At 58.9% G+C, this 20,827-nt stretch carries 19 protein-coding genes and 1 pseudogene; 17 read left to right on the top strand and 3 right to left on the bottom strand.

Annotated elements, in window-relative coordinates; translation table 11 throughout:
- Positions 1-524 precede the first annotated feature (524 nt).
- Both BcanWU425_RS33760 and BcanWU425_RS33755 read right to left on the bottom strand, forming a co-directional pair.
- Positions 525-1,486: pseudogene (locus tag BcanWU425_RS33760) on the bottom strand (IS630 family transposase).
- Positions 1,487-1,724: 238 nt separating this feature from the next.
- Complete coding sequence (locus BcanWU425_RS33755; protein ID WP_204513344.1) at positions 1,725-2,315, bottom strand: hypothetical protein; 591 nt, start codon at positions 2,313-2,315, stop codon at positions 1,725-1,727.
- Positions 2,316-2,639: 324 nt separating this feature from the next.
- Between BcanWU425_RS33755 and BcanWU425_RS33750 the strand changes: the two genes are divergently transcribed.
- The 10 genes from BcanWU425_RS33750 (at position 2,640) to BcanWU425_RS33705 (ending at position 9,669) form a co-directional block, all read left to right on the top strand.
- Positions 2,640-2,960: an iron-sulfur cluster assembly accessory protein gene (locus BcanWU425_RS33750; protein ID WP_085383472.1), complete on the top strand. Its 321-nt coding sequence runs from the start codon at positions 2,640-2,642 to the stop codon at positions 2,958-2,960.
- Between the two features lie 33 nt (positions 2,961-2,993).
- Positions 2,994-3,287 (top strand): NifU family protein, encoded by a 294-nt coding sequence (locus BcanWU425_RS33745; protein ID WP_204513346.1) that lies wholly within the window; start codon positions 2,994-2,996, stop codon positions 3,285-3,287.
- A gap of 18 nt (positions 3,288-3,305) precedes the next feature.
- A complete protein-coding gene (nifS, locus tag BcanWU425_RS33740; protein WP_231190978.1) occupies positions 3,306-4,499 on the top strand; it encodes a cysteine desulfurase NifS in 1,194 nt (397 codons plus the stop codon).
- Entirely contained in the window at positions 4,496-4,720 is a 225-nt protein-coding gene (nifT, locus tag BcanWU425_RS33735; RefSeq protein ID WP_085383474.1) for a putative nitrogen fixation protein NifT, read from the top strand. Before nifS ends, nifT begins: the two co-directional genes overlap by 4 nt.
- A gap of 860 nt (positions 4,721-5,580) precedes the next feature.
- A complete protein-coding gene (gene nifB, locus BcanWU425_RS33730; protein ID WP_204513348.1) occupies positions 5,581-7,134 on the top strand; it encodes a nitrogenase cofactor biosynthesis protein NifB in 1,554 nt (517 codons plus the stop codon).
- A gap of 15 nt (positions 7,135-7,149) precedes the next feature.
- Positions 7,150-7,374 carry a 4Fe-4S binding protein gene (locus BcanWU425_RS33725; protein ID WP_007600032.1) on the top strand — a complete coding sequence of 75 codons (225 nt, stop codon included), beginning with the start codon at positions 7,150-7,152 and terminating at the stop codon, positions 7,372-7,374.
- Between the two features lie 1,090 nt (positions 7,375-8,464).
- Complete coding sequence (locus tag BcanWU425_RS33720) at positions 8,465-8,785, top strand: nitrogen fixation protein NifZ (protein WP_204513349.1); 321 nt, start codon at positions 8,465-8,467, stop codon at positions 8,783-8,785.
- Positions 8,782-9,021: a nitrogen fixation protein NifZ gene (locus BcanWU425_RS33715; protein WP_085383480.1), complete on the top strand. Its 240-nt coding sequence runs from the start codon at positions 8,782-8,784 to the stop codon at positions 9,019-9,021. Before BcanWU425_RS33720 ends, BcanWU425_RS33715 begins: the two co-directional genes overlap by 4 nt.
- Positions 9,022-9,032: 11 nt before the next feature.
- A complete protein-coding gene (locus BcanWU425_RS33710) occupies positions 9,033-9,392 on the top strand; it encodes a DUF3024 domain-containing protein (RefSeq protein ID WP_085383481.1) in 360 nt (119 codons plus the stop codon).
- Between the two features lie 10 nt (positions 9,393-9,402).
- Positions 9,403-9,669, top strand: a complete 267-nt coding sequence (locus BcanWU425_RS33705) for a hypothetical protein (RefSeq protein ID WP_085383482.1) — start codon at positions 9,403-9,405, stop codon at positions 9,667-9,669.
- 1,807 nt (positions 9,670-11,476) lie between these two features.
- On the opposite strand, the gene BcanWU425_RS33700 is transcribed toward BcanWU425_RS33705, so the two are convergent.
- Positions 11,477-12,031, bottom strand: coding sequence for a peroxiredoxin (locus tag BcanWU425_RS33700; protein WP_007600041.1), 555 nt, complete (start codon positions 12,029-12,031; stop codon positions 11,477-11,479).
- Between the two features lie 531 nt (positions 12,032-12,562).
- Here BcanWU425_RS33700 and nifH point away from each other — a divergent pair.
- From nifH to BcanWU425_RS33665, 7 genes are all read left to right on the top strand, one after another.
- Entirely contained in the window at positions 12,563-13,453 is an 891-nt protein-coding gene (nifH, locus tag BcanWU425_RS33695) for a nitrogenase iron protein (RefSeq protein WP_007600043.1), read from the top strand.
- 66 nt (positions 13,454-13,519) lie between these two features.
- Complete coding sequence (locus BcanWU425_RS33690) at positions 13,520-14,245, top strand: nitrogen fixation protein NifQ (RefSeq protein ID WP_204513350.1); 726 nt, start codon at positions 13,520-13,522, stop codon at positions 14,243-14,245.
- A 694-nt stretch (positions 14,246-14,939) separates the two neighbouring features.
- Positions 14,940-15,272, top strand: coding sequence for a nitrogenase stabilizing/protective protein NifW (gene nifW / locus BcanWU425_RS33685; protein WP_085383484.1), 333 nt, complete (start codon positions 14,940-14,942; stop codon positions 15,270-15,272).
- 1,140 nt (positions 15,273-16,412) lie between these two features.
- Entirely contained in the window at positions 16,413-17,528 is a 1,116-nt protein-coding gene (locus tag BcanWU425_RS33680) for an electron transfer flavoprotein subunit alpha/FixB family protein (RefSeq protein ID WP_409363682.1), read from the top strand.
- A gap of 11 nt (positions 17,529-17,539) precedes the next feature.
- Entirely contained in the window at positions 17,540-18,847 is a 1,308-nt protein-coding gene (locus BcanWU425_RS33675) for an FAD-binding protein (RefSeq protein WP_204513351.1), read from the top strand.
- Between the two features lie 40 nt (positions 18,848-18,887).
- Complete coding sequence (locus BcanWU425_RS33670) at positions 18,888-19,184, top strand: ferredoxin family protein (RefSeq protein ID WP_085383486.1); 297 nt, start codon at positions 18,888-18,890, stop codon at positions 19,182-19,184.
- Positions 19,185-19,759: 575 nt separating this feature from the next.
- Positions 19,760-20,176, top strand: a complete 417-nt coding sequence (locus BcanWU425_RS33665) for a hypothetical protein (RefSeq protein ID WP_231189452.1) — start codon at positions 19,760-19,762, stop codon at positions 20,174-20,176.
- Positions 20,177-20,827 lie beyond the last annotated feature (651 nt).

The raw sequence follows: 20,827 nt of genomic DNA, 5'->3' as shown, positions 1-20,827 counted from the left end.
GCATTGGAGGAATACGCCACACAGCAGTATTCGCCTTGATGCTGTCGCCGCACTGCATGGCATCGCTACAGTAGAAGACGCACAAAAGAGCCTGTTCGTAACGGCATCAGGTATGCACCGCTTGCGAAGCGGTTTGCGGCCGGTATCATTCGCAATGAAATTTGGCGACATCCCGGGACGTGGCTCAATGGTGCGAGGCCGCGTCGGCCGCCATCCCCTGCGGAGAAATTGCGTCTGGTATCAGGGGCTCGCGTCAATCGTGTAATCACTGCGGCGCGGCAATCAGGATGGAACTGCGTATTGCCCCATGGAGGAATGTTCCCGAATTCGCGGATGGCGCCGGCTTTCTGCGGCACGGAGATCGGCCAGCCGCGGAGCGTCCCGATCGCCGGGCGGGCGTTCCTTGAACATCAGCATAGTGATCGCTCCTCGCGCGACATCTGAGCGCCGCTCAGGCCGGCAAAGGCCTGGAGCGCAACGCCAAAGACGATCCACCACCGTGGATCAGCCCTCTGAAATGACCGCTAGAGCGTTAGCCGATCAGGTTGCAAGTACCCTGCGGCCACGAAGTACTTTGTGGAATCTGCGGGCGTGTAGGTGTCGACGATGCGACCAATAGCTTCCCAGAGACCATTGACCGTACGTTCGGCGGCCTTTCGCAAATTTGCTTTGAGCTTGGCGAATGCGTTCTCGATCGGGTTGAGGTCGGGGCTGTAGGGCGGAAGTTAGAGGAGCGTTGCGCCGGGGGCTTCGATCATCTGGCGTATGCGCAGCCCTTTATGGCTGGAGAGGTTGTCCATGATGACAATCGGTCTTGCGGAAGTTCCGGGATGTGCACCTTTTCCACACGTAAGTCTCGAAGGCATCACGGTTGATAGGCTATCGAGCATCCAGGGCGCGATGATACCGCGCGTCGTTAAAGCGGCCCCGCAGGTTGTTGTTTTCCAGTGGCCGTGCGGAACGGCAGCTCGCAGACGTTTGCCGCGCTGGCAGCGGCGATGTGTTCGCGCCATGTTGGTCGACGCCCAGGTCTCATCAATGAAGACGAGCCGCTCCCGATCGAGCTTGCCTTGGCTCGCACGCCAGGCTTCCCGCCGCGTCAAGACATCCGGGCGATCCTGCTCTGTGGCATGGGCGGTCGTTTTTTGCGCGTGATGTTGTGGCGCTCGAAGAAGCGCCGGATCGTCCCATAGCCAAAGGAAAGACCTTCCTTGCTCAGGCTGTCACGCAATTCCTCGATGGTGATGTCAGGGGTTGCCTTGAGCAAGGCCATAATCCTCGTCTGATGGGCATCGATCCGATGGGACTTGCGATCGCCGCCCTGAGCCCTTGGCTGGGCATCCCCTTGCTCCCGCTGGCGTATCCGCCACCGGCTGACGCTCGCCGCGCTTACTCCAAACCGCTCGGCAGCATGCCGGCCGGAGACGCCGCCCGCAAGGGTGCCAAGCACTCGTTCACGAAGGTCCATCGACAGCGGCTTCGCCATGCCCGCCGGCGTCCCGTCCCGGCGGGTAGCTTGAATCACCAAAACGCTGATTTGTGAATCCCCAACGATTCAGTCAGGTGGGCTAACGCTCTAGCAGAGTGGCCGCGTGATCCCCCAAACGTAGACCGAGAAGCGCATCACGAGGGTTTGTCAAAGCCAGTCCCACGCGATGCGGCTGCAGTGACTCTCTTTGCGGCAGACTCGTCGAGCTGGCGAGAGAGGGTCTTGAGGCGCTTTCTCAGACGGGGCGGTTTTCGCTTCTGTTCTTTACTGGTTCCATTTTAGTCAGCCCGTCCTCGTATGAGATCTCCCTGTATGATCCGCCGATGTCCTTGGCCGCGTCGAGCAAGTAATCGAGCCTACCGGCTGTACCGAGCTTCTTGATGTCATTCTTATCGACGCCGGCGAGGTCCATCATTTCTTTCCACACAGTGGATTCGTCGCAAGGCAGAATGCGGAAGGTGATGTCACCTATCTTGGTGCGGTACTTCGCGAGCAGATCAATGTTGTTGCAGAACATGAAATAGCTGCCGTTGGGGCTCAGCCTGCCATCCAGCACCTTCGCGGCCTCGGGTAGATACGCGAAGGAATGCAGATATCCGGCAAGCACTGGGATGGTCGGTTCACCTTCCTGCGCGATTGCAAGAACTTGTTCGATGGAATAGTCCGGCGGTCGCTTTTCGTCGGCAAGCTGGGCTTGGAACTTCAGCGCGATGTCGCCTCGAAATCCAAATCGCCTCGACTTCGTTGTTTCGCTCTTAAGCACCGCATTCAGCAACCGCCCCTCCTTGTCCAGCGGGCCAAGAGCGGTGTTGTCGATCGAGGTCATGGAAGGCTCCTCATCAAGTGTGGTGTGCACGCGTCGCCCAATGCGACGTGTCCGCGACCTTCATGCAAGTTGTTTGCCGTCCCCCTGTGTCTGCCGCGACGTAGAGCGTAAGCGGCGTTTTGGCGCGATGTGCATGGTTACGTGCTGGCAGTATCACGAGGTCTCGGCTGGATCACGTCGCGATGATGGAAACCCGCCTGTCGCGAATCCGACAAGTCGCAAATCGAATGCTGGGTCCCGCAGAACAAGCTGATCCCAGCTGCATTTCGACTGGCATGGGATTTGCGATTTGTGCCTTGCGACAGAAGCGAGAGCGAGCCAGAGATGATCCACCTGACGGATAGCGCCATCAAGGCACTGAAGGCCGCAATCTCCTCGACTGCGCAGCCGACAAACGGTTTGCGGATCATGATCGAAGGCGGCGGCTGCCAGGGATTCACATATAAAATGGGTCTTGCTCATGAGCCGAGCTCCGATGAGACAGTGTTCGAGCAAGGCGGGATAAAAGTGTTCGTCGACAACGCAAGCCGGGAGCATCTCAACGGCACCACAATCGATTTCGTGGTGTCCCTCGAAGGATCAGGGTTCCGCTTCGATAACCCAAATGCCAAATCGAGCTGTTCCTGCGGCAAATCATTCAGCTGAGTCGCCTTGGGACCAATGGAAGGAGCATCGAACATGGGCCTGAAGGCTGAACGGATGAAGCAGTGTTCGACTATCGAGCCTGCCGATCGCGAGCGGATCGTCCGCGCCGTGCTCGATGAGAGTCGGCCAAGCCTCAGGCGCGATGGGGGAGATTGTGAGCTCGTCGCAATAGACGGCAATAAGATCATGGTCAGGCTCGCTGGCGCTTGCATGGTATGCAAGCTTGCGGGCACGACGCTCGCGACCATTCAGGCGCGCCTGATCGAGCGGCTCGGCGAGTTTGTCCGCCTGATCCCGCTCCCCGGAGCTGCGAAAGTGAGGCATTAAGTGCAGAGCGAACTCTCCGTGCGGCCGATTTACCTCGACAATAACGCCACGACCCCTGCACATCCCTTGGTGGTTGCCGCGATGCTGCCGTTCTTCTCTGGGCAATTCGGCAATGCGTCCTCCGGGCATGCATTCGGCATTGAGGTTGCGCCCGCATTGACGCAGGCGCGCCGAAATGTGCAGGCTCTCATTGGCGCGGCATTCGATCACGAGATCGTTTTCACCTCCGGCGCGACGGAATCTGACAACACTGCGATCCTGTCCGCGCTCGCCGTGCAGGAAGGACGCGACGAGATCGTCACAACGGCCGTTGAGCATTCGGCCGTGCTGTCTGTTGCCCAGGAGCTGGGCCGACGAGGAATCAAGATCCACGTCATTCCGGTCGATGCAAGCGGTCGATTGGACATCGAGAGTTATGGCAACGCCTTGTCGGAGCGTACGTCAATCGCCTCGATCATGTGGGCCAATAATGAGACCGGTACGATCTTTCCGGTGAAGTCCCTCGCCAAGATGGCGCGCTCAGTCGGCGCGCTCTTTCACACCGATGCAGTCCAGGCCGTCGGGCGCATTCCAATTGACCTGAAGACGACGGATATCGATATGCTGTCGCTCTCCGGCCACAAGCTGCATGGTCCGAAGGGCATCGGCGCGCTGTACGTGCGCAATGACATTAAGTTCCGGCCGCTGATCTTCGGCGGCGCGCAAGAGCGGCGTCGCCGCGCTGGCACCGAAAACGTCCCAGGCATTGTTGGGCTCGGCAAGGCGGCGGAACTCGCGGCGGCACACCTCATACAAGATCAGATCCAGATTTGCGCGCTTCGCGACCGGCTGGAGCGCGGCATTCTCGCGCTCGGCGGTTGCATCGTGCTCGGTGATATCAAAAACCGCCTGCCAAATACCTCTAACATGGCCTTCGAGCGTCTCGAAGCGGAGGCCATCGTCCACCACCTGAATCGTGACGGAATTGCCACCTCACTCGGTTCAGCCTGCGCGTGCGGCTCGATGGAGCCGTCTCATGTCCTGCGCGCGATGAGAGTACCACCGACCTTTTTGCGCGGTGCGGTGCGCTTCTCGCTCTCGCGAGACACGGCGCCGGATGAGATCGGTCGTGTGCTGAAAGTCCTGGCGCACATTATTTCCAAACAGAGAGCCTTGTGGCGTGCGTGTCAGGAGCGTGCGGGCGAGAGTTCGCAACCTGCAGAGCCCCTATGAAGGTCATGATTCGTCGTTCGCCCGAGACAGGCCTTTCGATTTATGTACCCAAGAAAGATCTTGAGGAACCGATCGTCGATTGGGAGCACGAGACGCTGTGGGGTGGTTGGGTCAAAATCGCAAACGGCTGGGTGCTCGACCTACCGGAGATGGCGAGCGACACCACCCTACCAATCACCATAAACGCCAAGAAGCGCGGAGGCGAAGCAACCGAAAAATGAACGCTCCGTGTCTACGGACGTCGTCAAACTGGGATGTCCAGGGAAGTCTTGGCGGGCGCGGTGCGCGCGTACCGGTAAACGCGACAGCCCATGCAGCCTTGTTCGGAACCAAGATCGTGCTGCCGCGCGGGCCAAAGGCAGTATCTTGGCCGGGGCGCAGCATCGAGGCATCCGACCAGCGCAATGGTCTTGATGGGGAGGCCTTCGCGACCTCCCCCTTTTCGGCGACCGCCAGGCCGCTCGTTGCATTCCGCGCGTCTTAACAGCGTCGGGCCAATGGCTGGACTCGATAAGGTTCAGCTTTGAATGGTTGAGTCGCGCGCCGGCCCAGATCGCAGGCTCAGAAGTATCAACCTTCGTGATGATCCCTGACCCTGGCGAGCGGGCGTTTCTCTTCACCTGGTTGACAATGCCCTTCCGGAACATCACGCCGGGGTCCGCGTGATCTTCCATGGCATAGGTCAGTCACAGGACCGCTTTCTCTGCTTCTAGGCTCGCCTTATCAACCTGTCCTTCAAAGCGCCCGGAACGTCTTTTGCGGATTGTGCTTTGCCTAGGCGTCACATTCTGACGGAAGATCAACTTTCAAACGACGCCACCCGCTTGCCGCTTGCCGAAGCCATAGCTGAGCAGCCTGCCGGGCCTCAAAACAATGGTGTCAGCGCTGTTGTGATCGCAATCCCTGTCAGCTTTCCAACATGAATTGGTAAAGCTAACAATCGACCAGGGCTTAGCTAAGTGCTTGAAAGCGAACTGTTAAATTCATTCCGCAGGAATGGCACGCCAGTTGCTCTTGGCTTTCCAGAAAGACTCTGGGGATGCTTGCCGAAAGGGTTCGGCTTGCGAAGAGAATTGGAACAATGAGTACTTCAGCGCAACACCAGGTATCCTGCGGCGGCGACATCAGCGAGACCTTGCAAGTCATGGCGACGCACAAGGGCTGCGGTACGATCGGTGGCAGCGGTAAGGCAAGCTGCGGATCTCAGGCTGGCATCGCCAATCTGCCAATTGAGATCTGGGAAAAGGTGAAGAACCATCCGTGTTACAGCCAGGAGGCGCACCACCATTATGCCCGCATGCATGTCGCCGTCGCACCCGCCTGCAATATCCAATGCAATTACTGCAATCGTAAGTACGATTGCGCCAACGAATCGCGTCCTGGCATTGTCAGTGAAAAGTTGACGCCGATGCAGGCCGCCAAGAAGGTGCTGGCGGTCGCTTCCGCGATCCCTCAGATGAGCGTGGTCGGCGTTGCCGGTCCTGGCGATCCGCTCGCGAACCCGGAAAAGACATTCAGGACATTCGAGCTCGTCAATAGGCTCGCGCCAGATCTCAAGCTGTGCCTCTCGACGAACGGCCTTGCGCTACCCGATCATGTCGACACAATCGCGAGACTCAAGGTCGACCACGTGACGATCACGATCAACATGATCGATCCCGAAATTGGTGCAAAGATCCATCCGTGGATCTTTTACGGCCACAAGCGCTGCACCGGCATTGAAGCCGCAAGAATACTCAGCAATCGACAGCTCCAAGGGCTGGAGATGCTCACCGCGCGCGGCGTCCTGTGCAAGGTCAACTCGGTGATGATCCCCGGGATTAACGATCAGCATCTGGTCGAGGTTAACAAGGCCGTGAAGTCGCGCGGCGCCTTCCTGCATAACGTGATGCCGCTGATATCGTCGCCGGAGCATGGGACCGTCTTCGGCCTCAGGGGGCAACGCGGCCCGACTGCACAGGAAGTGACAGCATTGCAGGATAGCTGCGAAAGCGAGATGAACATGATGCGTCACTGTCGCCAGTGCCGGGCTGACGCCGTCGGACTGCTCGGGGAGGACCGTGGCGCGGAGTTCACCATGGAAAAAATCATGGCGATGGACATCAAATACGACGAGCAGGCCCGGAAGGAGTATCAGGCTAAGGTTGAGAAGGCGCGCACCGCGAACCTTGTGGCCAAGCAGGAGGCGCTTGCGCGGCTCGCCAGCGCGTCCAGCAAAATCAAGGTGCTGGTGGCGGTTGCAACCAAGGGCTCGGGATTGATCAACCAGCACTTCGGTCATGCCAAGGAGTTCCAGGTCTACGAGCTCTCGACTTCAGGCGCGAAATACGTTGGTCATCGAGCAATCCATTCCTATTGCCAAGATGGTCATGGCGAGGACAGCAAGCTCGAAATCGCCATCGGCGCCATCAAGGATTGCCACGCCATATTCGTGTCAAAGATCGGCGGCTGCCCGAAGGCCGAATTGATCAAGGCCGGCATAGAGCCGGTCGATCGGTACGCCTACGAGTTCATCGATGGCTCGGTCACCGGCTGGTTCAAACTCTATCTCGATAAAGTCAATGAGGGGAAGATCAATCACGTTGAAAGGGTCAATGCGGCGGCCTGCTCCAACGCGCTGACTTCCGCCGCCTGAGGATGGGTTCAAATAATGCCGTTCAAGATCATCGCGTCGCAATGCACGGGCTGTTCGGCGTGCGAAACGCAATGCCCGAACCTCGCTATTTCCGAGCGAGCCGGCGTTTTCCTGATTGATCCTGAGAAATGCACCGAGTGCGCCGGCTACTTTGACGAGCCACAATGCGTGGCGGTTTGCCCCGTTGACAATACATGCGTGCTCGACGCGGCGCTGCCGCGTCACCAGGAGCCTGCTTAAGGGCCACGATGGATGTCATGACGACACTAGCGGTTCAGAAACTCGGGCGGTTGATGCTCCGCATTAACGGCCGGCGGCCGCGGCCGTTGCCTTCTCAAACCGGATGGAAGGCTCGCCCTGGTCGCCAAGCTATTCGCCAGCTACCAAGCCATATTCTGGCGACGCGGGCATCGGCGGGACTGCGTCAAACGATTTCTGTCCGCCCGAAGCCCGCTCTCCTGAGCGTCGCGGATCGAATTCGCTGGACGCGTCTTCCGCGACATCGATCCAGTCCCCTGCAGCCATCCTTGAATCGGCGACATTCATGCTCAAGTCGTTCTTCAGTCCGCCATCCGAGAGAAACGAGGGCGTCCTCACCGACTCCTGCGTTGGTCGTGCGGTGTCGAGCTGGCCTAGCATCATCTCAGGGCGGGCAGGGTGATCCTATCAACATGCCGAAAATCGACCTGCGCCAAGCCAACGCGTTCGCACCCGATCACGTGATGCGGAGAAGCGGTTTCCTGCCGAATGGCGCTCGCGGCGCCGGCAAGCCCGAGTTTGGCCGCTATGGCCCTGGCGTGCGCCGTCCTGTTCTCGTTCAACGCTCTTGCGCCTGCTTGCGTCTCGGGCAACTCGAGAACCGACGCAGCTGTCAAAGGACTGGTGGGGCTCGCTTCCACGCACAAGGTCAGCGCCGAGGTGTTTTTATGGGATGCTTGAGCCTATGGACGGGACCGTGAATGGTGACGTCCACGATGCCCTCAGTTGCCGGGGTAATCAGGCCGACTCCGCCGGCTGTGCGCATCGGGCTGAAACACGCGGCTCGCGGCCGCTCAACCATGCCTCCGTCGATGACGGACGCGCGTGCCGCATCGAGGGCTTGTTCAACATCAACCATGGGCTCACGGATAGTTATCTCGAGCATCTGGACTTGAAGTTGCGGGCGTTGATGTTGCTGCACCGGGGGTCTCGATAGGCTCATGCAATCCGTGATCGCAAGTCGCGCCGCCGTGCGGGGATCGACGCGGTTGATCGGGGATAATGATAAGGGGGTCCGTGAGGCAGGGCGTTGGCGAGACGTTGTATCGAACTGTGGAACGGGGACGACAGCATGAGCAACATCGCCCGCGATAGTGAGATCGTCGAGCTGACGGACACCCCCTTGTTTGATTATGGCGACAAGGTGCGGGCCAACCGCACCATCCGCAACGACGGCACCTATGTGGGCAAGGAGATCGGTGAGGTTCTGGTCAAGAAAGGTGAGCTTGGCTATGTCGTCTCGATCGGCACGTTCCTACAACAATTTTATATCTATGGGGTCGAATTCCTCGGCTCCGGCTATCGCGTCGGCATGAAAGGCAAGGAGCTCGATCTAGTCAGGCGAAGCCACGAAGGCGAGGGGCCTTCCTTGCCAGGAGCGGCATCCCGATGATCGAACCAAGACTGCCAAGATACCACTCAGGCCAACGTGTCAAGGCGGCGATAGATCTGCTCAACGACGGTTCCTTTCCGGACGCGTCGCCGGAAGAGTGTCTGGTCAGCGTCGGGCACGTTGGTGAGATCGTCCAGATCGGTCGCCATACGGAAGCGAACCTATTCATCTATATGGTCGACTTCGGCAAGCAGTTGGTGGTTGGCTGCATCGAGGAAGAAATCTCTGCATTCTAGGAGGTTGAGGAATGAACGCGGCAATCATCAGAAGACATCATTCCGGCTTGCCTGCGCATCCCAACGAGCTCGATCGATGGCGAATCGTGCGCGCACTCACGAAGCGCGAGCGCTACCGATATGTCTCGCCAGAGGTGACTGCGGTTCCTGGCGGCTATCTGGTCGAGAGCCCGTGTTGCTCAGGCAATATCAATGCGGAGGGCGGCCTCGTCGAGGTCGCCCTGCTGCGCCACGACAGGACTGGGGCGGCATGGCAGCTGTTCCGCAAAGATCACCGTAAGGGCGTCTGGGAGTGGCATTCGACCCATCAACGGCTTGGCTTGGCGACAACGGTTCTGAATACCGATCCTGAACGTTTATTCTGGCGATGAGGATTTGTGGATGGTGCGCCAAGGCGAATTGACGATGATCGAGCAGACGCTCGCCGCTATTGACATAGGCTCTGAGCCCTGCCTGACGCTCCGGCAGAAATTTCCACATCTTGCCTGGATTTGTTGCGACGCCTCCGACATGACGCACACCCCGTTCCGCCGGTTTGGCCAATTCGACCTGCATTTACTCGACTGCGGAGATCAATGTGCACAGATCACGAATGATCCGCGGCGCGCCAGCGGCATTGTGCTGGCCAAGCGCTCTGCCATGTCATAATCAAGCAGTCGCGTGCCGGTGCCAGCTCACAGGGCGCTAAGCCCGCGGGTTGTTTGCCATGCCGTCGTGCTAGGCCTGGCGAAATATCACGATCAGATCGCTCGCTCGTTCATCGGGTCCATGGCACGGGGCAGGCGATGGTCTCGCATCTTGTTCGCTGAGGATGGAATTGCCTGGCTATCTCTACGTGGCCTCTTCGATCAAGGATACTGCGGCGGTCAAATGAGGAAGAGCAAGCCGTGCTCGATCAGCTGACGAAGCAAACCTCAGCCGTCGCAGGATTCGCATTTGTGAGTACTCGACCTAGGTCCGCAGAAGCCCAGAAAGTATGAGAGGACGTTTATTCTTCGCGCGGTAACGCCGTACACGCGCGGTGAAGGCCGGTTCATGATGCGCGGGAGCACCACGATTGTCCTGGCCGATCCAGCGCTACTCCATCAATACTGGCGCCTGAATATTGCTCTACGAAACTTCTTGGTGAGTGAAGTTGATGTACTTGAGCAAGAAGCGCTTTCGAGTTGTTTTTTGAAGGACCGAATCGAGCATCCCTGTCTCGATAGCTTGCTTCCATGTTGAAGCGCCTGACGTGCGTCGGGAATCGGGTTTGTCACGCGGATAAAGATACAGAAGGACAGAGAACAAATTCGCGTGTAGTTCATGTTCTTATCTGGAAGATAAAAAGCCCGCTTGAATAGTTGCCGATGGTCATTGATATGGTAATGGGAAGCTAGTTGCGTCGTTTTTCAAAAACAAGGCGCTGCAGATAAATGTGCAAAGCGAAATCGGAGAACGTCACGTGGCGAAAAGCACCAAGCGCAAAGAATATAGTAAGGATGAGGTCAGCTGCTCAAGGCGCACTCAAGGGCGCGCACCCCTGTAGCTAGGGTTTCAAAGCTTATGAAGCGATCCGAAGGCTCCCTAAGGCAGAAAGCGTCTACCTTGGGGATTGGCTTGGGTCACCAGCGCTGAGATGGGATTCAGCTTCGGAAATCGACCGGCGTGATGATCGAGACCGTCAGGCGGCGTGCGATTGCTGGCCAGTTGGTCGTCTCAGGCTCGGCGCCGACGGTTAGGTCGCGCGGCGAACGAGCTGACCGGCTTCTCCGTCGATCCGGTTACTTGACCTAAACCCAACCGATTGTCGTGTTCAATCAGCGACTCAAGCGAATCGCTCGTCGCAACGTGCTGCTTAGGCGCTGAATATAGATTTGCCGGGCCCGGAAAATACGGTGTGCGAGCGCGTCGACCGACGGCAGGCACACGTCGTTCGCGCTAAGCCATATGCCGCTGCGTCCACCCTTCTCAAGGCGCGGCGACTGAAACCTAGAATGCCCCAAGAGGGAGAGATTGGTACCCTGTTTCTGACCTCGTGGGCGCTGGATCGCGCCCTTGAAGTTGCTTGCCGGTAAGCCGCAGACAAAAGAGAACCGCGGTCCCGGCCTACGACGAAGTAGAAGGAACTCCGGCGGGAGATGTGCGTCCGGCAGGCGCAGAAGCGTACAAGCGTTTGTATGTTCATGGGCAGCCGCGACGGCATCCGCTTGTGTTCGGGATGATGTGAGGGCAAAGCGGCCGTGAACGCTGTTCATCGTCGTGATCGAGACCGTGGATATCGCCGCCGCGACTGCCGCGCCGATATCGCGGCGGCGGCGTCAGAGTTCATGACCGGTAAAGAGAACTGAATTGCGGGTCGCACTCGCTAGCAGTGTTTGCGGCAGCATCGTCTCACCTGAAATCATCGAAGAACGATTGCGTCTGACGTCCCGCGGCCGGAACGCTCGTCCAACTGCACGATCGATATGTTGCCTCAGGCAATTTTAAGCGTGTCGCCACCGATTTCGCGGTTGCAAGGGCAGAGCTCATCAGTCTGTATCGCATCCAGAACACGTAACGTATCGGTGGGGCTGCGGCCGACATTGGGGCTAGTCGCGTAGACATGCTGGATCGTGTTCTCAGGATCGACGATGAAGGTATAGCGATGTGCGATGCCATCACGCGAGCGCACTCCAAGGCCATCGACCAGTGCGCCCTTGGTGTCGGCAAACTGCCAGATGGATAGACGGTGCAGGTCCTTATGGTCACGCCGCCAGGCGAGCTTGCAAAACTCGTTATCGGTCGACCCACCAAGCACGATTGCGTCGCGATCGGCGAAATCCTTCGTCAGGCGGGCAAACTCGGCGATTTCGGTTGGGCAGACGAATGTGAAATCCTTCGGGTAAAAGAAGATGACTTTCCATTTGCCGGGGAAACTTCTCTCAGTCAGCGTCTCGAAAGCGCTTTGCCCGTCCTCCTCCTGCAGGTGAAAGCCGGGCTTCACGCCTATGATGTCGAACGGCGGCAACTTACTTCCAATTCCAAGCATATTGTCCTCACAACATCGGGTCACACGGAACAGCGTTCCGCGACTGAGCAAGCAATATGCCACCCGATCTGGCGGCAAGTGCCCGCCATACCCGTCGTGGAACATTCGCCTTTGATGGTGGCGATGTCCTCGAGCCCGATCTGCAATATGTCCGTCTCCTCAATCGTCTCGGGCGTAAGACGCCAGATTTCCCGTTTGTGCTCCTTGGCCGGCGCTCGTAGTGGAATCGGAGCGCAGAGGCTTTGTCGGGTTTCTGTCAGAGCCTTTGCGGCTGTCCGGTCCGCCACAGCACGCCGGCGTCCGAGGCCACGCTGTTAGTTGAGGGTAATCAAAGGCTTAATGCAGGTGCGAAGGAAATGGCACGCCAGTTGCTAACTGGATGGAGCAACAACGAGCGAGGGCTGAGGGCACGCCGACGCTGATGGCGAGCGATGGCCTCCTTCCCGAAACTCGTGTGCCCATGGTTTCTACGAGAGAAACAGGCTCGCGCATTCGGCGCGAAAAATTGGCAATCGGTTGATGGAGAGCAACATGTCTTCGCTGAGACAAATCGCGTTTTATGGCAAGGGCGGCATCGGCAAATCGACGACGTCGCAAAATACGCTGGCGGCCCTTGCTGAGCTGGGCCAAAGGATTCTGATCGTCGGCTGCGATCCCAAAGCGGACTCGACTCGCCTCATCCTGCACGCCAAAGCGCAAGACACCATTCTGAGCCTGGCGGCGAATGCCGGCAGCGTCGAGGACCTCGAAATCGAGGACGTCATCAAGCTCGGCTACAGGGACATTCGATGCGTCGAGTCCGGTGGTCCGGAGCCGGGGGTCGGCTGCGCCGGACGCGGCGTGATCACGTCCATCAACTTTCTGGAAGAGAATGGCGCTTATGAGGACATCGACTACGTCTCTTACGATGTGCTCGGCGACGTCGTCTGCGGCGGCTTCGCGATGCCTATCCGTGAGAATAAGGCACAGGAAATCTACATCGTGATGTCCGGCGAGATGATGGCGATGTATGCCGCCAACAACATCTCCAAGGGCATTCTGAAGTATGCGAATTCCGGCGGCGTGCGTCTCGGCGGCCTGATCTGCAACGAGCGGCAGACCGACAAGGAGCTGGAGCTTGCCGATGCTCTTGCCAAGAAGCTCGGCAGCCGGCTGATCTACTTCGTGCCGCGCGACAATGTCGTGCAGCACGCGGAGCTGCGCCGAATGACGGTGCTGGAATACGCGCCGGACTCCAAGCAGGCGGATCACTATCGCAATCTCGCGACCAAGATCCACAATAATGCCGGACAAGGCGCTATCCCGACGCCAATCAGCATGGACGAGCTCGAAGATATGCTCATGGAGCACGGCATCATCAAGCCCGTCGACGAGAGCCAGGTCGGCAAGACCGCTGCCGAGCTTGCCGCTATTTCGGCATAGTTCATGTTGTCGGCCTTCTCGATCCGGGAAGGCCGACCTCGTCCACTCAGAAGCTGTGCGAAAGTTATGATCGGCAAAGGAAAAACGGCCGGCACGATCTCATCTCGCGTATCGGTAGCTCACGTCGCCGAGCAGCGCGATGCGAGTGAGCTCTACAAGCTTCTGACGGGGCGCCATCCGGCAGAAGTCGACATCAGTGACAATGATGACTTCGATCGCCATGTGCTCGCTTGCATTCTGGCCACATCAGCTATGGATCGCGGCCAACTTCCCGAACGTGCTGACTTGACCAACCAGGAGCTCAATGCGCTCTTGGTGCAATACTTCCCATCCGCCCCGGTCAGGAGTTGTACCTGGCGCGAACAGTCCGCCTTACCGGCTCTTGACGAGACAATCATGGTACGCGACCTCCTGCTTGCGCAACGTTCCACTCATGGCGAGGTTGGCGGCTGGCTCGCGACGATGATCGCGCGGCGCGCCATGGAGCCTAATCACTTATGGGAAGATCTCGGCCTGCGGAAGCGGGATGAATTGTCCCGTGTCCTCATGCGCCATTTCGGGCCGCTGGCGGCTCGCAACACGAAGAACATGCGCTGGAAGCGCTTCTTCTATCGCATGCTATGCGAAGATGACGGCCTGGTGATGTGTACCACGCCGGTCTGCACGGAATGCAATGATTTTGATCTTTGCTTCGGCGAAGAGAGCGGGGAGAGCCGGATGGCCGGACGTCGGCGGGATCATCTGCGCCGCCTTGATGACACCGTCCAAGCCGTCCCAAGCTTGAAAGGCTGAGTTCATTATTGATACCCTCTTTGGCGCCATTGCGGGAGTATTCTACGAGCTTTCGGCCACCTGTCGCATGGGGGGTGAAAACAGGCCGGGGCAAACGATTGCGCGCACCCGACCTAAGGCCGAGGCGGCGTCTGATGATCGCGGGTTGATATCTGGCGGAGCCGACAATGCGCCGCTGAAGGAAGTTGCCGTCGCACCCAGACAGCTCTGTTGCGGTGATACCGGCGTACTGCTATCCGAACTGGAAAAAGCCGCGGTCGTCGTTGCAGCCGCTGCGCCCCGTACCATCCCGCTCAACAAGGCGATTGTCGACGAGCATGTCTTTACCAATGCACCCGGCATCCACGACCACGGGCTGTTAAAGGACCCGGCGCAGCTACGAGGGGCTAGGCCCGGGGCTGCTCGCCGCTCCTCCCGGGTTGTGATCGGAAAGCATTCAGGGTTCGCCCCGATCACCTTGCTGCTGTCGTGCAGCTTTCTTTCGGCGCCGAGCAAAGCGAAACCATCCTCGCGCCCGTCCGCAAGCATGCGATCGAGCACCAAGGTTTGGTGTGCAGGAAACGGTGTTGGCGATCTGGCGCGACATTCACGAGAGCTCGCTCGTCAACAGCGAATCAGCCACGCGCGTCGCGCGATCGGGTTGAAACATTCCGGCCTGGTCGTTTCTGGGCGCGGATCGAGATGGAGGTTGAGAATGACGACTGATGGCATCCTTGCGCGATTGAACAAGGCCTCGGCCGCAGAGGATTTTTTTTCACTCCTCGGCGTCGAGTACGATGCGAAAATCGTCGATGTGGCGCGGCTTCACATCCTGCGTCGCATGGGCCAATATCTCGCAGGCGAGGAGTTGACCGGTGCATCTGATCCTGAGATCGCCGCGCGTTGCAAGGCCACGCTTGAGCGCGCCTATGCCGACTTCGTCACGTCCACCCCGATCGAACAGCGCGTATTCAAGGTGCTGAAGGATGCGGCCGCACCACAAGCGAACAAGCATCCAGCATTGGTCCAGCTCGATTTGTTGGAGTGAATTGAGCTCATATGTCGTGCTCTGGACCGTGAAGGTCCCGAGAGCCTGACAGCAAGCCATGGTTTTGAATTCAAGCGGAAAGTTACAGTCGCGGCCTCGCGGATCCGCAGCTTGAGCACCTCGGCTCGTTAGAGGCCAATCACGACTCACCGCTGATATTTCCATCCTTTTAAGCTGGTACGCATGCTGTACCTATCTCCTGCAATCATGCGCCGGCAGCGGGACCGCACACGTCGCGACGAAAGCTCACCAAGGTTCGGATGAGTGTCTTCTGTCGCATTCCTGACACGGGTCAGTACGGTCTCGAATGTTTCGATCTCGTGAGATGCCGCCTCCTTCGATAAGATTCTGAAATAGCGATCAATTTTCATCGCCTGCGCAAATTGGTACGACAATTGCTGACATATGCTCAGCTAGTCTGGAGAAGCGCATGCTCGTCTTGGTCCGCATCGATTTTGTTTTTGACGCCGCGCCGGTTCGCGCGCGCTGCCTGCCGGCACCATAATGCGTCGCGACGCCAAAGCGATGGTCGCATACCTGGCGGAGCTGAAAGCTGCGTTTGATTCGTGCGCCCCCGTTGGCCGATCCCTGGCCGAGGTTTCGCGGGGGGAGCCGTTGCTCAACAGCGCCGGCCGTGCGGCGCCGTTGACCGGGCGCCTTGAGCGCCGCCCCTCCTGTCTTCGCGAGGAGTTGCGTGCCTGTCGCTATGATCGGCAAGAAACAAGGGCACTCGGAGCAATGGGATCGCGCTTCCATCGGCAAGCACGCGGCCGACAATCGTACCAGCCGAGCCCCTCGCAGCTCCTCGATCTGTTGCACCTCTGTTGCATCTCTAAGATGAGGAGGACCAATCGATCGGCGCGCCTGACCGGCCGGGTCGGTGCCTTAGCAGTGCCCGAAACCAAACCGTCGCCCCAGTATGCCGAATCCGGAACGAACCCGAAGCGCATGCTTCCGGGCTCGTGGCCCAGGTCCAGCAAGGGCTGTGTCGGCCCCGCGCTGCTGCCAGGCGGTGCTGACGCGATGCTGGCCGGCATCTGGCCCGACGCTTAACTGAAGAAATCTTCAAGCGCGAATTCCAACCTGGAGGCGGAGCATGCTCCGCTGGCGAGCCGCAACTGAATGCGAATGGGAGTACAGATGATGAGCACCGCACCGAAAAGTGCAGCTCCGGCCGCGGGTGGTGGTCGCGCGGCGACCAAGAGGGAGCTGCCCGAGCGATTTAAGCCGTATAAGCACGTCTGGGTTTTCATCGAGCAGGAACGCGGGGTCGTGCACCCCGTCTCATGGGAGCTGATGGGTGCCGGCCGCCGGCTCGCCGACAAGCTTAATGTTGACCTCGCCGCGGTTGTCATCGGGCCGGTTGGGGAGACAACGCAGCAGGCGGTCGCCGAATCCTTCTGCTACGGCGCCGATCTCGCCTATATCGTCGCGGACAATCTCTTGGCCGATTATCGCAACCAGTCCTATACCAAGGCCCTGTCAGAGCTGGTCAACACTTACAAGCCGGAAATCCTACTCCTAGGGGCAACAACACTCGGCCGTGATCTCGCCGGCTCAGTGGCCACCACACTGCTCACCGGCCTAACTGCCGACTGCACAGAACTCGATGTCGATGCCGACGGCTCGCTTGCAGCGACCCGGCCGACGTTTGGCGGCTCACTGTTGTGCACGATCTACACACTCAACTATCGTCCACAGATGGCAACCGTCCGGCCGCGCGTGATGCCGATGCCCGAGCGCGTGACAGGCGCCGTCTCGCGCGTCATCTCGCATCCGCTCGGGCTTGTAGAAGAAGATATCGTCACAAAAGTCCTGTCCTTCCTGCCAGACCGCGATTCTACAAAGTCCAACCTTGCCTATGCCGACGTGGTCGTCGCTGGAGGGCTCGGTCTGGGATCGCCTGAAAATTTCCAACTGGTACACCAGCTCGCGGACGTGCTTGGCGCCGAATATGGCTGCTCGCGGCCGCTGGTCCAGAAGGGCTGGGCCACCTCCGACCGACAAATCGGCCAGACCGGGAAAACCATCCGGCCAAAGCTCTATATCGCGGCCGGCATTTCCGGCGCTATCCAGCATCGCGTCGGCGTGGAGGGCGGCGACCTCATCGTTGCCATCAACACTGACAAGAACGCTCCGATCTTCGACTTTGCCCATATCGGCATCGTCACCGACGCCATTCGACTGTTGCCGGCGTTGACCTCTGCATTCCGCGCGCAGCTATCGCCGCACTCGCACGACCGCATCGCTGGCTAGGGGAGCTTGTTATGATTCAGGAAAGATTCGACGCCATCGTCGTCGGTGCTGGCATGGGCGGGAACGCGGCGGCGCTTACAATGGCCGAGCGGGGTCTGAAAGTGCTGCAGCTGGAACGCGGCGAGTATTCCGGGTCGAAGAACGTGCAAGGGGCCATCCTTTATGCCGACATGCTGGAGAAGCTGATTCCGAATTTCCGAGAAGATGCGCCGCTTGAGCGGCATCTAGTCGAGCAACGCTTCTGGATCCTGGACGAGCGTTCGCACACCGGGATTCACTATCGATCCGATGATTTCAACGAGGAGAAGCCGAACCGCTACACCATCATCCGCGCTCAGTTCGATAAATGGTTGTCGCAGAAGGTCCGCGACGCCGGCGCTACCGTGCTGTGCGAGACCACGGTGACCGAGCTCCTCCAGGATTCCCATGGCAGGGTCGTCGGGGTGCGCACAGACCGCGATGGGGGTGAAATCCATGCAGATGTTGTCGTGCTGGCCGAGGGGGTGAACGGAGTGCTCGGGACGGGCGCGGGCTTAAGAGGGCGGCCGAAACCGGACAAGGTCGCACTCGCGGTTAAGGAGATGCATTTTTTGTCACGCGAGACAATCGACGCTCGCTTCAATCTCAAAGGCGACGAGGGGCTCGTCATCGAAGCGGTCGGAACCATCTCCCGCGGCATGACCGGTATGGGCTTCATCTATTCCAATAAGGAATGCATCTCGCTCGGTATTGGCTGTCTTGTTGCCGACTTCCAGCGTACCGGCGAGACGCCTTACGGCCTGCTCGAGGGTTTCAAGCGTCACCCATCCGTCGCGCCGCTCATCGAAGGTTCGGAGGTCAAGGAATATTCTGCGCACTTGATCCCCGAAGGTGGGTACAGGGCAATCCCGCAGCTTTGCGGGGAGGGCTGGGTGGTCGTCGGAGACGCCGCCCAACTTAACAACGCCATCCATCGCGAGGGGTCCAATTTGGCGATGACGTCGGGCCGTATCGCGGCGGAAGCGATCTGCCTTATCAGATCGCGAAAAGATCCGATGACGGCCAAAAATCTTTCGCTTTACAAGAAAATGCTAACTGATTCTTTCGTGATCAAGGACCTGAAGAAGTACAAAGATATGCCGGCACTCATGCATACCCACTCGCAGAACTTCTTTCTCACATATCCGCAGCTCTTCTCCAAGGCGATGCAGGATTACGTGCGCGTCGACGGCACACCAAAGCTCGAGAAAGAGAAGCTGATGCTGAGCTCGTTCATCAAGGCCCGGTCTTGGAGTGGGCTGTTTAGCGATGCCCTGCGCATTGCCCGGGCCTGGCGGTGATCCAAACCTAAGACAATGACGAACGACGGAGCCAGAAACAATGCCGAGCGAGCCATCCCAACGTGTCGAGGATAAACTATTCTACAACCGTTATCTCGTTGATTCCGGCCGCGCCCACATCAAGGTACGTCCGCACACCACGCCATCCTCGCGGCTCTTGTCGATGCTGAAGGCCTGCCCTGCACGGTGCTACGAGCTCAACGATAAAGGTCATGTTGAGGTGACAGTCGATGGGTGTATCGAGTGCGGCACCTGCAGGGTGATCTGCGAAGAAAGTGGTGATATCGAGTGGAGCTACCCACGCGGCGGTTACGGTGTCCTGTTCAAGTTCGGTTAAATCTTCAGGTGAGAGCCCTGCCACGGCGGCTACGTCGTTCTCGCGATGCAACGAGATCACGCGCGAAATCGGCGTTAACCCGGTCACGTTCAACCGGTGTCCCAATCTTCCATCTACCCGGCGGGCCCTTGCATGGTGGACAAACGCAGTTTCCGGTTTCCGGTATAATATTCCCGAAGATAGCCAAAGCGAGCGGATCCGAAGCAAGGGTGCAAACGCAACGTCGTCCGTCTCGGATCTGGTCCACGGTCTGGTTGTCTTCCGGAATATCTGGCCGGTTTCGTCCTCCCTGGAAGGTTGGCGGTGATCCGCCCGCCGCCACCGCCTCGCTGCCTATCACCTACTGACGGAATGTTGGAAGCAGGCCTTCGCTCGGCCGTAGCACGACCCGACAACATGCCATCCCGCGCCTTGTAGACGAGAAAAGCACGAGCGCATCACGAAAATAGCGCATTCTGAGTCCTTCGCGCGACCGCTGGTTCCGCGTTCGTCAGGCGGACTGCGCGCATGCACCACACAACTTTGCACTTTCATTCCGCTGTATCGCCGGGATATATCGTCCGCCGGAGAGCATGATGATGGTTCGGGTACAAAAGAGCAGGGCAGGAGCTAACGCGTGGCGAGCAGATGCAGGGCGTGAGAGTTCGATTGCCGACATCCAGGCTCGCATAGTCGAAGTGAGAAGCTTGCCGCGCGAGAAGCTCGCGGATGCGGCGTTCATGCTCTCGATGAATGCACGAAGCCAGCGCGAGTTGATACGAGAGGCAATCGAGAAGCGCGCCGCGGTCGAGTTGGACTTTGATCCGCCGGCGAAAGGGGATTTGGCGACCTATCTCGCCAATGATGTGGTCTCGACCTTACGCGACCACGTTTCTGAACTTCCCACCCTGATGGACCTCTTGGTTCAGCGAGCGCCTGACCGTCCATCGGGAGGAGGCCGTTTCGCTGCTCGCCGCAATCGTTCGCGAACAGCGGCTCGAAGGTGTCCTTGAAGGCCTCAGGCTCGCCGGCCTTCTGAACGAGCCAGCTAAGCATCGCCATGGCGGGTTCTGTTCAGAAGTGGATTTGGGGGAAGTTGCCGCCCGCACGTGAGTGGCGAGGGCGCTTTGAGGACAATCCCTGCAGATGGAATGTCTATAGGCAACCGGGACGTCGGATATCTCGGCGCCTGCTTGCGAGGTCAGAACCGCTTGAAATTCGCGGCGCAGTTCCTTGTCGTCCGTTTATCGCTGACGCGGAGCTGCCATGCACGCTCCATGGCAGTACCGAGCGCGTATAGCTCGGCGACCGTCGCCTTAGTCAACCCGAGGACCGCGGTTCGGAGCTTTCATGTTCAGTTGTAGCACGCGCGGTGCGCTGCGCTCCTCGATCACGGAGCCTTTCGCTAACAGCCAAGCAAGGGAAATCACCGAAAGCGATGTCGACCGAGCCGCGGCGATGTGTCAACGCGGCGAAAGGCGTTCGCTCTTAGCGAGGCGCTCTGGTGAAATCGACCGTCCTTGTTCCGGTCGTCACTGGCCGCGCGCTGGCGAACGACGGGGGAAGCGCAAGTATTCCGCGAGCTACTCGGCAACAGCGGACAAGCTCAGTTGCGGTCCGCCGCAAACTGACAAAGGGTCTTCTCGGATCACGCTGGATCGTCG

The organism is Bradyrhizobium sp. WU425 (assembly GCF_021052305.1).
GTDB classification, from domain to species: Bacteria; Pseudomonadota; Alphaproteobacteria; order Rhizobiales; family Xanthobacteraceae; genus Bradyrhizobium; species Bradyrhizobium canariense_D.
The sequence above is the reverse complement of the archived record's forward strand: the minus strand, read 5'-3'. Positions and strand labels throughout refer to the sequence as shown.